Source organism: Streptomyces sp. NPDC005494, from assembly GCF_042872025.1.
Lineage (GTDB): Bacteria > Actinomycetota > Actinomycetes > Streptomycetales > Streptomycetaceae > Streptomyces.
Genome location: NZ_JBIAJR010000001.1, coordinates 692231 through 705738, shown reverse-complemented (window position 1 = coordinate 705738; position 13508 = coordinate 692231). Strand labels below are relative to the sequence as shown.

Genomic DNA, 13508 nt, shown 5'->3' with positions numbered 1-13508 from the left:
GCTTCCCGCACATTCGGACAGGACATTAGCAGGACGTCTTCCGGCGACAGGATGCGTCACCTGGGGGATGTGTCGGCCTGACAAGTCGAGAGATGTCGTGAACTGCAACGATGCGTGAACCGGTGTGACCTTCATTCCGTTGAGAGGTCGAACGGTTGTCATCCGGAGTGGAGAAGAGCATGGGCATCGTCGAGGGAACGAGCACCGACCGGTTCGAACCGGTCCGAGCGGCGCTGGCGGAGAACCTCGAAGCCGGCGAGGAGCTGGGGGCGTCGATCGCCGTCGACGTGGACGGAGTCATGGAAGTCGATCTGTGGGGTGGCCACGCGGACGCGGCGCGGACCCTGCCGTGGCACCGGGACACGTTGGTCAGCATGTGGTCGACCACGAAGACTCTCACCAGTCTCGCGGCCCTGGTTCTCGTCGACCGGGGCGCACTGGACCTGCACCGCCCGGTCGCGCACTACTGGCCCGAGTTCGCTGCCCAGGGCAAGGAGCACATCGAGGTGCGGCACGTCCTGGCCCACACCTCGGGACTTTCGGGCTGGCAGCAGCCCTTCACCGTGGAGGACCTGTACGACTGGCCCACCGCTAGTGCCCGGCTCGCCGCGCAGGCGCCCTGGTGGGAGCCGGGCTCCGCTTCGGGCTACCACGTGCAGACCCAGGGACAGCTGGTCGGAGAGCTGGTCCGGCGGGTCAGCGGCCGCACCCTGAGGGAGTTCGTCGACACCGAGATCGCCGAGCCGGCACGAGCCGATGTCCAGATCGGGGCCCGCCGGGCCGACTGGCCGCGTATCGCCGGCCTGGTGGCCCCCTCGCAGCTCTCCGGTATACCCACCGGCCTCGACCCCGATGGGATCTTCACCAGGACGCTGCTCGGAAGCCCCGCCCGTGACGAGCACGTCGACACCCCGCAGTGGCGGGCCGCCGAACTCGGAGCCGTGAACGGACACGGAAACGCACGAGGCATGGCCCGTGCCCTGTCCGTCATCTCACGGCGCGGCCAGGTGAACGGCCTCCGGCTTCTCTCCGCGGAGACGGTGGACAAGGTGTTCGACGTACAGGCCGACGGAGTCGACCTGTTCCTGGGCGTCCCCGTCCGCTGGGGCGTCGGCTTCGCGCTCGCAGACCCGAGGACGATGCCGCACATGCCCACCGGAAGAGTGTGCTTCTGGGTCGGCCGGGGTGGTTCCGTCGTCATGATGGACCTCGACCGGCGGGTCACGTTCGCGTACATGATGAACCGGGTGGGCGACGGGATCCTTGGTTCGGAGCGCACCCACAGTTACATCAAGCGTGTCTACGAAGTCCTCGAATCCACCGACTGAGGCGCAGTGGACCCCCGACACCGACCCCGGGTCGGCCGGAGGCCGGGTCTGCGGTCCTGTCGACCGGTGGGTCGCTGTGCCGATTCCGGGTGGTGCCATGGATCCCTCGGAAGCGCCCGGTTGATTGCGGACGAACAGCCCGTCATCGGGTGAACCGGTCCGGTCCTCCCCTCGTAGAACAGGACGAAGGACGCCCCGCTCCTGGTGGACGAGGGCGATGCTTCAGGACCACATCGGTCCGCAGCCCGACAGCCGCTCTCGTGCCGCTGTCGCCTGCCCACCAGCGGTCCGCGCCGCGCCGATCACCTGGCGCAGACGGACGCAGGTCAACTCACGCACCGGCGAAGCAGTGCGGTGCCTCCTTCCCCGGACACACCGGTTCACTTCGCCCGCACGGTCCGTCGAGGGCCGTCAACAGCAACCGACCAAGAGGGACTCCACGATGCGCATCACCCGCCCGGCCCGTCCGAGCCGCAGATCCACGCTGCTCGGTGTCACCGCGGCCGTAGGCCTGTCCGTCGCCGCAGTCACCCTGCCGGGTACAGCCGGCGCGACGCCCCACCACGCGCCACGTCCGACGATCGTGCTGGAGCACGGAGCGTTCGCCGACGCCGCGAGCTGGGACGGTGTCGTCGCCCGGCTCCAGCGCGCCGGCTACCCGGTTGTGGCCGCCGCCAACCCCCTGCGCGGTCCGACGACCGATGCCGCCTACCTGCGCAGCGTCCTCGACCACATCGACGGGCCGGTGGTCCTCGTCGGCCACTCCTACGGCGGTACCGTCATCAGTCAGGCCGCCGCGGGCCTCGAGGACAAGGTGAAGGCTCTGGTCTACATCGCGGCCTTCCTTCCCGACGCGGGCGAGAGCTCGATCGGACTGACGAACAAGTTCCCCGGCAGCACCCTCGGCGAGGCCGTCGAGTCCGTCGACTACTCCCTGCCCGACGGCGGCCACGGCGCGGACGTGTACATCAAGCCCGAGAAGTTCCGTAGCCAGTTCGCCGCGGACGTGCCGGCGGACAAGGCCGGGCTCATGGCTGCCGGCCAGCGTCCGGTCGCCGCCGCCGCGCTGGAGGAGAAGTCCACCGAGGCCGCATGGAAGACGATCCCCTCCTGGTCGCTGGTCACCACGGAGGACCACAACATCCCTGTGGCCGCGCAGCGCTTCATGTCGGCCCGCGCCAAGGCCCGCACGACGACCATCGACGCGTCGCACGCGGTATCCGTATCCCGCCCCGAAGCCGTCACCCGCATCGTCGAGCAGGCGGCCCGCACGGTCCGATGACCGACGGCTCCTCCCTGCCGCTCATCGCGCACCTCACCGCACAGCCGTGCCCGACAGGGCACTTCACCCGCAGACGCATCCACACCGAAGGGCAGTGACCACCATGGCGTTCATCACCGTCGACCAGGAAAACTCCACCCCGATCGAGCTGTACTACGAGGACCACGGCACGGGGCAGCCGGTCGTGCTGATCCACGGCTACCCGCTCGACGGCCACTCCTGGGAGAAGCAGTCCGCCGCGCTCCTGTCGGCCGGCTACCGCGTGATCACCTACGACCGGCGCGGTTTCGGCCGCTCCAGCCAGCCCACCACCGGCTACGACTACGACACCTTCGCCGCCGACCTGAACGTCGTCCTGGAGACCCTCGACCTCGACGACGTCGTTCTGGTGGGCTTCTCCATGGGCACCGGCGAGGTCGGCCGTTACCTGGGCACCTACGGCTCCGACCGGGTCGCCAAGGCCGCGTTCCTCGCCTCGCTGGAACCGTTCCTCCTGAAGACCGACGACAACCCCGGCGGCGTCGACGGCACGATCTTCAAGGACATCGAAGGTGCCGTCACCGCCGACCGCTACGCCTACTTCACCGAGTTCTACGAGAACTTCTACAACCTCGACGAGAACCTCGGCACCCGCATCAGCGAGGAAGCCGTCCGCAACAGCTGGAACGTCGCCGCCGGCGCCTCCTCGTACGCCTCCCTGGCCTGCGTGGCCACCTGGTCCACCGACTTCCGTGCCGACCTGCCCAAGATCGACGTACCGACTCTCATCCTGCACGGCACCGCCGACCGCATCCTGCCCATCGAGGCCACCGGAGAACGTTTCCACCAGGCACTCCCGCAGGCCGACTACGTCGTCATCGACGGCGCCCCCCACGGCCTGCTGTGGACCCACGCCCAGGAAGTCACCGACGCCCTCCTCGCGTTCCTCGCCAAGTGACCGGCGGCCGGTGCCTCACCGGCCGCGAGGCGGCACGCGGCCGGTTACGCCCTGCACGGGAAGCCGAGCCGTACTCCCACTGCGGCACGGCAGGACCGTGAACCGCGCGAAGCATGCCGTCGAGCCGACGACAGTGACCGACGCGCATCATGACAGCGGCACAACCGGGCGGCCGGCCAGGGGCGTTGTCCGGCCCGGCCCTCCGACACGAGACGCCCGCCCACACCGCTGGGCGGGCGTCTCGCCGGTGACAGCACCGGCCGCGTGCAGGGCGCCACAGCGGTCACCGCGAAGAAACAGGGCTCGGGCCCGACACTGGACCTTGCAGCCACTGCAAGGCCGAGGATGGCAGCATGTTGTCGATCGGTGATTTCAGCGAGATGTGTGACCTGCCGCCGCAGACACTTCGGTACTACCACGCCGAAGGCCTGCTCGTTCCGGCTGATGTCGACGGGCGGACCGGTTACCGCTCCTACTCGTTCGGGCAGGTCGAACGGGCCATGCTGATCACCGTGCTGCGCGGCACAGGCATGAGCGTGACGCTCGTCCGACGCGCTCTCGACCAACCTGCCGAGGCACTGACCCTCCTGCGGCAGCACGTGACGGAGGTGCGAGAGCAGCGCCGGACCCAGGACGAGGACATCAGAGACGCGGGTGAGTTGCTCGCGTCGCCTCCCGAGGTCGTTCTGCGCCACGCGGGCGGGATGACCGTGGCGTCGAAGCTGGTGCCGCACCCGGCCGGGCGCAACCGGTACGACTGGAATGCGGCCGACGCCGCGGTCACTTCCGCTGTTCAGGATGTGGTGAGGACCGTGGAGTCGTACGGAGCCGTGGTCGCCGGGACACCCTGGCGAACCCTGGCCGCCGAGGCCCCGGAGCAGAAGAGCCGAAGCCTCGCGGACGAGGGACCGTACTGGCTGGTCGGAGTCCCCGTTGCGGCGGACGAAAAGACGTTGGCGTCTCTGCCTGCCGACATCGAGGTGGGAACGTTCGAGCCCCGGGACGAGCTGGTGATCTTCATGCCGGGCAAGAGCTCGATGGCCAAGCACGGCACTGCGCTCTCGCGTCTCCTCACGTACCCCTTGGACGCCGCCTACGCCGACACCTCCCGTATGCGTCATCTGCTGCACCCCGACGGGGTCGAAACTGCCGTGGCCGTAAGTGAGTTGCGTGAGCCGAGCGGCGTCGAGTGACCTCAGGACGGCCGTCGCTGTCTCTGCGGGGCTGCCCGGGACGCAGAGCTCCGGTTCCCCGGCGCCCGAGTGCCTCGGAACGCGTCTCGCTCCAGGACGTACGGCCCGACGCGGCGCCCCACGGCGTCGTCCGCCGCAGGTCGGCCTCTTGCCCCCCACCCCTCAAGTCCGAGATCCCCCCGTCACTCGTCGACAGGCGATCGGAGTCGCTCGCGTGCCGTTGCCGGAAGGTGCGGCCGACCGGGCTCTGGAGCTTGGAGTGACCCTTTCTCTCTCTCCGGGTCGATGACCTGGGGGTCTCACCGAAGGCGGGCCGGGAGACGCCGTCCGGGCGCCTGTTCGAGATCCGGCCACCGCCCGGTCCGGCCCGGACCTCGCGCCCGGTCCGGCGCGGCGAGGACGGCCGGGACCCAGGCGGCCCACGGATGTCCCAGCCCTCACGGCGGCTGCCCGACCGGCTCCCGGGCCCGGTCGTTACCATCCCCTGTGACCGAAACAGCCGAACCACGTGTACCCCGCACGCGCATACTCGCCGACCTGACGCCGCTGCGTGCCTCGCCCGACTACCGGCGGCTCTGGTTCGGGAACACGGTGACCTGGGTCGGTCAGGGCATGACGGCGCTGGCCGTGTCGCTCCAGGTCTACGACATCACCCGGTCCGCCTTCTCCGTCGGGCTGATCGGCCTCTGTTCCCTCGTGCCGCTGGTGCTCCTCGGGCTGTACAGCGGAGCGGTCGCCGACACCGTCGACCGGCGCAAGCTGGGCCTCTTCAGCGCGGGCGGCTCGTTCCTGCTCTCCGTTCTGCTGGCCGCCGTGACCTTCGCCGGGGTCGAGAACGTGGCGCTGCTCTACGTCGTCGTCGCCCTCCAGGCCGTGTGCTTCGCGCTCAACTCACCGGCCCGCAGTTCGATGATCGCCCGGCTGCTGCCTCCCGAACAGCTGCCCGCCGCGAACGCGCTCAACGCCATGACCTCCACCACGGGCGGCCTGGCCGGGCCCATGCTCGGAGGGCTGATCGTCGGGTGGTGGGGCTACAAGGCGGCGTACACCGTCGACGCCGTCACCTTCACCGCCTCGCTGTACGCGATGTGGCGGCTCCCTTCGATGCTGCCGGTCCGGGGGGAGGGGGAGAAGGCCGCCAAGAGGGCTTCCGTCCTGGACGGGCTGCGCTTCCTCGGCACCAGGCCCAACCTGCGGATGACCTTCGTCAGCGACCTGAGCGCCATGGTGCTGGCCCACCCGCGCGCGCTGTTCCCCGTGGTCGCCGTGGTCTGGTTCGGCGGCGACGCCAAGACCACCGGGCTGCTGGTCGCCGCCCCTGCGCTGGGCGCGCTGCTCGGCAGCGTGTTCTCCGGGTGGCTCGGCCGGATCCACCGGCACGGGCTCGCGGTGCTGGTCGCCGTCGCCTGCTGGGGCGGCGCCATCGCCGTGTTCGGGCTCACCCGGCAGCTGTGGCTCGGCCTGGTCATGCTCGCGCTCGCCGGGTGCGCGGACTCCGTGTCGATGGTCTTCCGCAACACCATGCTCCAGGCGGCGGTGCCCGACGAGATGCGCGGCCGGCTCCAGGGGGTGTTCATCGTCGTCGTGGCGGGCGGCCCCCGGCTCGGCGATCTGGTGGCCGGATCCGTCGCCGACCTCACGTCCCCCACCGTGGCGGTGACCGGGGGCGGGCTCGCCTGCCTCCTGGTGGTGTGTCTGCTCGGGCTGCGCGGGCGCGGGTTCACACGCTACGACGCGCGCGATCCGCAGCCGTAGGCGAGGGTCAGGGCTGTTCGGTGAACTCCGGCATCTCGCCGCCGGTCGTGTGGACGTCGATCACCGAGAACACCGCGCCCTGCGGGTCCCTCAGGTAGGCGAACCGCCCGAAGGGGATGGTCAAGGGGCCGAAACCGAGGGTCCCCCCGAGGGACTTGGCCTTCTCCACCGCGGCGTCGCAGTCCGGGACGGTGAAGTAGACGTTCATGTGGGCCGGCACCTCGGGCGGGAAGTCGGTCATCCTCATGCGGCCGAGCACGGGGTCCGCGCCCAGGTCGTAGAGGGAGAAGTCGATCGCGTCGTCCTCAAGGTGCTTCACCCCGTAACCGAACACGGCCGGGAAGAAGGCGTCCGCCTTCTCCGGGTCCCGGGTGTAGATCTCGGCCCAGTTGTAGGCGCCGGGCACCGTCTGCGCCTGGAAGCCCTCGTGGCTGCCTGCCTGCCACACCCCGAAGGCCGTCCCACCGGGGTCGCGTGCCAGCACCATCGTGCCGAAACCGCCGACCTGCATGGGCTCGACGAGCACCTCGCCCCCCTGCTCGCGGATCTTTCCGGCCGTGGCGGCGGCGTCCGGCGACGCGAGATACAGGCACCAGGCGGAGGGGGCGTCCTGGCCCGGAGGGGGAGGCGAGAGCGCGGCGACCGCCTTGCCGTCCACATGCGCCTGCGTGTATCCGCCGTACTCGGGCATCGACTCGCCGAACGTCCAGCCCAGGAGCTCGCCGTAGAAGCGTTTCGCCCCCTCCAGGTCGCCGAACGTCCCGTCGGCCCAGCACGGAGTTCCCTCGGACGGTGCGGCCATGGTGCGGACCCCTCTTCCTGTGTCGGAGGCTTCCCGCCACGCTAGCCAAAGGTCACCGCCCCGGCGCGTCGAACTGCCTCACCGGGGCCCGGCGTGTCCGACGACCGAGCGCGCCACGCCGAGGTCCACGAGGTCCTGGGGGCGCAGCCGCAGCTGGCCGGCGGTGGCCCGCACCTCCTCGGGGCCGCGCTTGAGGATCGCCGCCGCCAGTTCCGGTGCGATCACCGAGAAGTAACTGTCCGCCGTCACATGGGTGTTGCCCGGAGCCGCGAGGGCCAGTGCCCCGCCCGACCCGCCCTCGCCGATCACCAGGGTGGTCACCGGGACCCCGGCCGCCGCGACCGCGGCGAACGCCTCGGCGATGGCCGCGCCCGCCCCCGCCCGCTCCGCCTCCGCGTCGTTGGCCGCGCCAGGGGTGTCGACCAGCGTCAGTACGGGGATGCCGAGCCGGCCGGCGAGCCGGATGACGCGGGCCGCCGTGCGGTAGCCGGCCGGCCGGGTCGCGGTACCGCACTGGGCGGCGTACGCCACCGGCCGGCCGTCCCGCATCCCCATCCCGCAGAGCATCCCGGGGTCCGAGCCCCCGCAGCGGTCACCGTGCAGCGGCAGCCGGTACGCGAAGTAGGCGTCCAGATACGCGCCGGCCCGGGGCCGCGCAGGGGAGCGGGCCTGCTCCACGGCGTCCCAGCCGGTCGCGGGCAGCTCCGCGTCCGAGAGGGCTTCCGGAACCGGCGCGGCGGCAGCGGGGCCGGCGACCGTCAGCACGCTCAGCCAGCGGCCCAGCGTCCGGGGCAGCTCGTCCGGGGTCACGACCGCGTCGACCTGCCCCGCCGCCCACTGCCCCTCGGCGGTGTAGGCGTACGGATCGGCGTCGGGGGGCCGCACGCGGGAGCCCGCGAACCCGATCTGCGCACCGGGCAGCGCGAGCACCACATCGGCACCCGCACCGAGGGTGGCCCAGCCACCCCCGGTCGTCGGATCCCGCACCACCGCGATCTGCGGCAGCCCGGCCGCCCTCAGCAGCGCGGACGCGCGGGCCACCCGCTGGAGCTGTATCAGCGCGATCATGCCCTCCTGCATCCGGCTGCCCCCGGTGGCGACCAGTGAGACGAGCGGCAGCCGCCGCTCACGCGCCAGGGTGTACGCGGCTTCCAGCAGGTCCCCGGTGTGCCCGCCCAGCGAACCGCCCAGGAAGCCGAACTCGAAGGAGACCAGCACGCACTCCCGGTCCCCGACGACAGCCGTCCCGTACAGGACGGACTCCTCCTCGCCGGTACGCGCCGAGGCGCGCGCCCTCGACTGCGCGTAACCGCTCCAGCCGAGCGGCCCGTCCGGGGGAGCCGGACGCGCGGCGGGGCGGTGTTCCGTGAAGCTCCCGGTGACGGCGGCGACGGCCTCCCGTGCCGACATACGGCCCTCGCCGTGAGCCTCAGCCACCGAGCGACCTCTTCATGATCTTGCCCAGCTCGTTGCGGGGCAGCGCGTCGAGGTGACGCACCACGCGCGGGCGCTTGTGCGGGGCCAGCTGCTCCGCCACATGGTCCGCCAGCTCCCGGTCGGAGGGCGGTGACGCGGGATCGGCAGGCACGACCCAGGCGACGATCCGCTCGCCGAGGTCCGCGTCGGGTTCACCCGTGACGGCAGCCTCACGCACTCCGGGATGCTCCAGCAGCGCGTTCTCGATCTCACCCGCGCCGATCTTGTAGCCACCGCTCTTGATCAGGTCGGTGGCCTTGCGCCCGACGATCCGGACGTAACCGTCCGGGTCGATCGTGGCCATGTCGCCCGTACGGAAGAAGCCGTCGTCGGTGAAGGCCGCAGCCGTGGCGTCCGGCCGGTTCAGATAGCCGGTGAAGAGGTTCGGGCCGCGCACCTGGATCTCGCCGATCGACGCGGTGTCCTGGAGCACGCTGCCGTCCTCCTCCACGAGCCGCAGCTCGACGCCGGACAGCGGCGGCCCGACCGTCCCGGCGCGCGGGGCGCCGTCGGCCCGTACACCCGTGTTCATCAGGGTCTCCGTCATCCCGTACCGCTCGATGACCCGGCGGCCGGTGGCCGTCGCGATCCGCTCGTGGTCGTGGACCGGCAGCGCCGCCGAGCCGGAGACCAGGAGGCGGGCACCGGCCAGGGCCTTCGTGAGGCTCCCGGAGGTGGCCGCATCGGCCAGCGCGCCCGCCAGCCGGTGGTACATCGTCGGCACGCCGAACAGCATCGTCCCCCCGGACAGCAGCTCCCGGGCCACCCCTTCGACGGAGAACTTCCCGAGATGACGCACGGAGCCGCCCCTGCGCAGCGGGCCCAGGATGCCCAGGATCAGCCCGTGCACATGGAACAGCGGCAGGGCGTGGACGAGGACGTCGTCACCGGTCCACCCCCAGGCGTCCTCCAGTGCGTCCAGTGACGCGGCGACCGCCCGGCGGGGGAGGACGGCGCCCTTCGGCGGTCCCGTGGTGCCGGAGGTGTAGACGACCAGGGCGGGGGACTCGCCGGAGGGCTCGGAGAAGGCGGATTCCGGGGCCCGGCCCGTGGTGGCCGTGGAGACGTCGAGCCGCTCCAGGCCGTCGAGCGCGGACGGCAGGGCGTCACCCGCGCCGGCCAGCACCACCGAGGGCGCGCTGTCGGCCACGATGTGCGCGAGCTCGCGCCCGCCGGTCCTCGGATTGAGGGGCACGGCAGGCACCCCGGCCCGCAGCGCCGCCACGACGGCGACGACCGTCCCGGCGGTGGACGTCGCCCAGACGGCGACGCGTCCCGCTCCCGTGATCCGGGCCGCGAGCGAGGCGGACGCCTCGTCCAGCTGGGCATAGGTCAGGACGTGTTCGCCGAACCGGACGGCCTCCGGGGAGTCCGTCCGGCGCGACGCTCCGCTCAGCGCGGGCAGAAGAGGGGTCACCCCGTGAACCCTAGGCCGTGACCCCGTGCCCGGTCAGCCGTCCCGCCGGACGTTCCGCATCCGGCCGTACGCGTAGACGGAGCCCGCCAGTGCCAGGTCGGAGAGCAGCATGAAGCCGATCGAGTACGAATCCTTCGCGCTGTAGATCGCGCCCATCACCAGAGGCGGTACGAAGCCGCCGAGCCCGCCCGTCGCGCCGACGATGCCGGTCACACTGCCCACCTTGGCCTGCGGCGTCACCTGGGACACCAGCGCGAAGACACTGCCGCTCGCGGTGCCCAGTCCGGCGGCCATGCAGAGCAGCGCGATCGTGCCGAGCGGGTACAGCGGCGGGTCGAAGGCCTGGACGATGGCCATCAGCGCGGCCAGCAGCAGCGCCCCGGCCGTGACCAGGGCGGGGTGGATCCGGTCCGAGAGCCAGCCGCCGATCGGCCGGAAGATGACGGTGACCAGCGCGAACCCCGCCGCCTTGGTGCCCGCCTCGGTCGGCGACATCTCGTACCAGGTCTTCAGATACGTCGGCAGATACACCCCGAACGCCACGATGCCGCCGAAGCCGATCGCGTACAGCGCGGCGAGTTCCCAGGTGACCCGCAGTCGGCCGGCCTCACCTAGCCGACGGCCCAGCGACTGTGCGGGGACCTTGCGGTCCGGATGGTTGCTGATCAGCACCGCCGCGAGCAGGGAGTACACCAGGAGCGCTCCGGCGACGATCAAGAACGGCAGGTTCTCGTGGTGCTCGGCGATGCGCGGCGTGAAGTAGCCGGAGAGCGCGACACCCCCCATGCCCATCCCGAAGACCCCGAGCGCGAGGCCGCGCTTCGCGGGCGGGAACCACGAGTTGACCAGGGGGATGCCGATCGCGAAGGTCGTGCCGCCGAGGCCGAGCAGGAAGCCGACGGCGAGCATCGCCCCGTAGGAGTCCCTCGCCGGGATGAGCAGGAGCACGGGGAGGATCGTGAGCGCCGAGACGACGGGGAACATCAGCTTCGCGCCGTACTTGTCGGTCAGCGCGCCCGCCGGGATGCGGCCGAGAGACCCCACCAGCACGGGCACCGCCACCAGGAGGGACTGCTGGAACGAGCTCAGGTCCAGCTGGTCCTTGAAGTCCCCCGACAGCGGGCTGATCAGGTTCCAGGCCCAGAAGGTGAGGGTGAACCCGATCGTGGCCATGATCAGATTCCGGTAGGCGGCCGACTGGTTCCGGTGCGGGGCGGGTGTCTGCTCGGCAGTTGCTTCCACACCGCAAGTCAAGGCTCGACAGCCCGACGGGGCACGGCGGACTGAGCCATCCGGGGAGGCCCCCGCACGGCAGACGCCCCATGGGCCCAGGCCCCCTCCACGGCTCGCGCCGGCGCCGCTCACCCGCCGTTTCCGGCCCCGGGCTGCGACAATCGCCGGTATGGACCGGCTGGACAGAGAGATCCTCGGCATCCTCCAGGAGGACGCCCGGATCTCGTACCGCGATCTGGGCGTGCGCGTGGGACTCAGCGCCAACGCGGCGGGCGACCGCGTACGCCGCATGCGCCGCGACGGGGTGATCCGTGGCTTCACGGTCATCATCGACCCGGCAGCCGACACCCGCTCGGGCCTGGTCGTCTTCATCGACGTGTCCCTGCGCCTCGACACGACGACCGAGCAGTTCGAGCGCGCGGTGCTCACCCTGCCCGGCGTCACCGAGGTGGTGCACGTGACCGGCGCTCACGACTACCTCGTACGGGCCACCGCCGCCGACCCCGCCTCGCTGGACGCGCTGCTGCGCCGGCTGAAGAAGGACGCGGGCGTCGCGCACTCCACCACGCGGATCGCGCTCAGAGCGGCGCCTGCCAGATGACCGTCGGCGACCGGCCGCCGTCCTCGGCCCGCCCGTCGTCCGCGACCACCAGCCGCACCGCCGCACGCCCGTCGGGCAGCCGCGCGGTCGCGTCCACCTCCACCTCGACCGCCGACACACCGGCCCTGCGCCGCACGGCGGCCAGCGCCCCGCGCAGCGCTTCGAGCAGCTGCCCGTCGACCGGCTCCGTGACCAGGGCGTCCACCGCCCCCGCGAAGTGCACCGACGGCGGGAAGCCGAGCACCCCCGCCGCGCCTCCCGTCTCCCGCAGCACCCTGCCGCGGAAGGTCGCGGGAGCCTCGGCGGGCGGCTGCTGGAGCGCGAAGATCGCCGTCCTGACCTCCTGGATCGTGGAGTCCAGCTCGTCGACCGCCTTCGCCAGCAGCTCGGCGGTGCCGGTGTCCCCGGCGAGGTCCTTGCGGCGGGTCGACTCCAGCATCATCTCCGTCGCGAACAGCCGCTGGACCACCAGGTCGTGCAGATCGCGGGCGATACGGTCGCGGTCCTCGTAGACGGCGAGCTGTTCCCGGTAGTGCTGCGCGTCGGCCATCACCAGTGCCAGCGAGGCCTGGGAGGCGAACTGCGAGGCCAGCTGCCGGTCCATCTCCGTGTACGGCTCACCGCCGCGCCCCCTGGGCAGGGCGAGCGTGCCGATGAGCCGCCCTCCGCTCTCCAGGGGCAGCATCATGCTCGGACCGAAGCGGGAGCGCACGGGGGTCGTCATCCGGGGGTCGGTCGCGGAGTCCTCGATGAACACCTCCTCGCCGCCCAGCAGCTGCACGAGGACGGGGGACCCCGGTTCGATGGCGGTGCCGATCAGGCCCGCGGGGTCCTCGAGGGTGGATGCGGCGACGATCTCCATCCCGCCGTCGGCGGTCGGCTGGAGGATCACCCCGGCCGCGGCGCCGGCCAGCACCCGCGCCCGCTCGGCGACGGTCATCAGGGCGTCCGTCGTGCCCGCCCCCGTCAGCAGCGCCCGGGTGACGGCCGCGGCACCCTCGATCCAGTGCTCCCGCTGCCGCGCCGCCTCGTACAGGTGCGCGCCGCCGATCGCGGCGGCGGCCTGGGACGCGAGGAGTCGCAGCAGCGCCAGATCCGTGTCGTCGAAGCTGCCGGGCTCCGGCGCGGTCAGGCAGAGACTGCCGAGCACCTCGGTGTGCACCCGTACGGGCGCCCCGATGAAGGAGCGCGGCCGGAGCTCCCCGGACGGCCGGGCGCCGGGGTGCGGGCGGGCCGTCAGGTCGTCGACGCGCACCGCCTGCGCGTCGTCCACCAGGGCGCCCAGGATTCCCGTACGTCCGTGCAGGAGCGGGGCCGCGTCACGGTGTTCCGCTTCGCTCATGCCGGAGGTGAACAGGTCGGTGACGTGGCGGTCCCCGCTGTCCAGGAGGGCCAGGGCGCCGTGGTGCGCCCCGGCCAGCGCCGTCGCGGTGTCCACGATGTGCTGGAGGGTGGTCCGCAGGTCGGGACCCGTCCCGGGCACC

General features: G+C 71.8%; 11 protein-coding genes. 6 read left to right on the top strand and 5 right to left on the bottom strand.

Features of this window, described 5'->3' with window-relative positions; all coding sequences use genetic code 11:
* Positions 1-179 precede the first annotated feature (179 nt).
* From ACFYQ6_RS03245 to ACFYQ6_RS03225, 5 genes are all read left to right on the top strand, one after another.
* Complete coding sequence (locus ACFYQ6_RS03245) at positions 180-1328, top strand: serine hydrolase domain-containing protein (protein WP_361571089.1); 1149 nt, start codon at positions 180-182, stop codon at positions 1326-1328.
* A 442-nt stretch (positions 1329-1770) separates the two neighbouring features.
* Complete coding sequence (locus tag ACFYQ6_RS03240; RefSeq protein ID WP_361571086.1) at positions 1771-2610, top strand: alpha/beta hydrolase; 840 nt, start codon at positions 1771-1773, stop codon at positions 2608-2610.
* A 103-nt stretch (positions 2611-2713) separates the two neighbouring features.
* A complete protein-coding gene (locus tag ACFYQ6_RS03235; RefSeq protein ID WP_388760926.1) occupies positions 2714-3547 on the top strand; it encodes an alpha/beta fold hydrolase in 834 nt (277 codons plus the stop codon).
* Between the two features lie 353 nt (positions 3548-3900).
* Positions 3901-4740: a MerR family transcriptional regulator gene (locus ACFYQ6_RS03230; protein ID WP_361571083.1), complete on the top strand. Its 840-nt coding sequence runs from the start codon at positions 3901-3903 to the stop codon at positions 4738-4740.
* Between the two features lie 486 nt (positions 4741-5226).
* Entirely contained in the window at positions 5227-6495 is a 1269-nt protein-coding gene (locus tag ACFYQ6_RS03225) for an MFS transporter (protein WP_361571080.1), read from the top strand.
* 7 nt (positions 6496-6502) lie between these two features.
* Here the strand turns inward: ACFYQ6_RS03225 and ACFYQ6_RS03220 are convergent, their stop codons facing one another.
* The 4 genes from ACFYQ6_RS03220 to ACFYQ6_RS03205 form a co-directional block, all read right to left on the bottom strand.
* Positions 6503-7297 carry a VOC family protein gene (locus tag ACFYQ6_RS03220; protein WP_388760130.1) on the bottom strand — a complete coding sequence of 265 codons (795 nt, stop codon included), beginning with the start codon at positions 7295-7297 and terminating at the stop codon, positions 6503-6505.
* Positions 7298-7375: 78 nt separating this feature from the next.
* Positions 7376-8707: a carboxyl transferase domain-containing protein gene (locus tag ACFYQ6_RS03215; RefSeq protein ID WP_361572366.1), complete on the bottom strand. Its 1332-nt coding sequence runs from the start codon at positions 8705-8707 to the stop codon at positions 7376-7378.
* A 19-nt stretch (positions 8708-8726) separates the two neighbouring features.
* Positions 8727-10190 (bottom strand): acyl-CoA synthetase, encoded by a 1464-nt coding sequence (locus ACFYQ6_RS03210; RefSeq protein ID WP_361571074.1) that lies wholly within the window; start codon positions 10188-10190, stop codon positions 8727-8729.
* A gap of 33 nt (positions 10191-10223) precedes the next feature.
* Complete coding sequence (locus ACFYQ6_RS03205) at positions 10224-11363, bottom strand: MFS transporter (protein ID WP_388760923.1); 1140 nt, start codon at positions 11361-11363, stop codon at positions 10224-10226.
* Positions 11364-11592: 229 nt separating this feature from the next.
* On the opposite strand from ACFYQ6_RS03205, the gene ACFYQ6_RS03200 reads away from it, so the two are divergent.
* Entirely contained in the window at positions 11593-12024 is a 432-nt protein-coding gene (locus ACFYQ6_RS03200) for an Lrp/AsnC family transcriptional regulator (RefSeq protein ID WP_361571071.1), read from the top strand.
* Here ACFYQ6_RS03200 and ACFYQ6_RS03195 read toward each other — a convergent pair.
* Positions 12002-13507 carry a GAF domain-containing protein gene (locus ACFYQ6_RS03195; RefSeq protein WP_361571068.1) on the bottom strand — a complete coding sequence of 502 codons (1506 nt, stop codon included), beginning with the start codon at positions 13505-13507 and terminating at the stop codon, positions 12002-12004. The two genes, ACFYQ6_RS03200 and ACFYQ6_RS03195, sit on opposite strands and share 23 nt — an antisense overlap.
* Position 13508 lies beyond the last annotated feature (1 nt).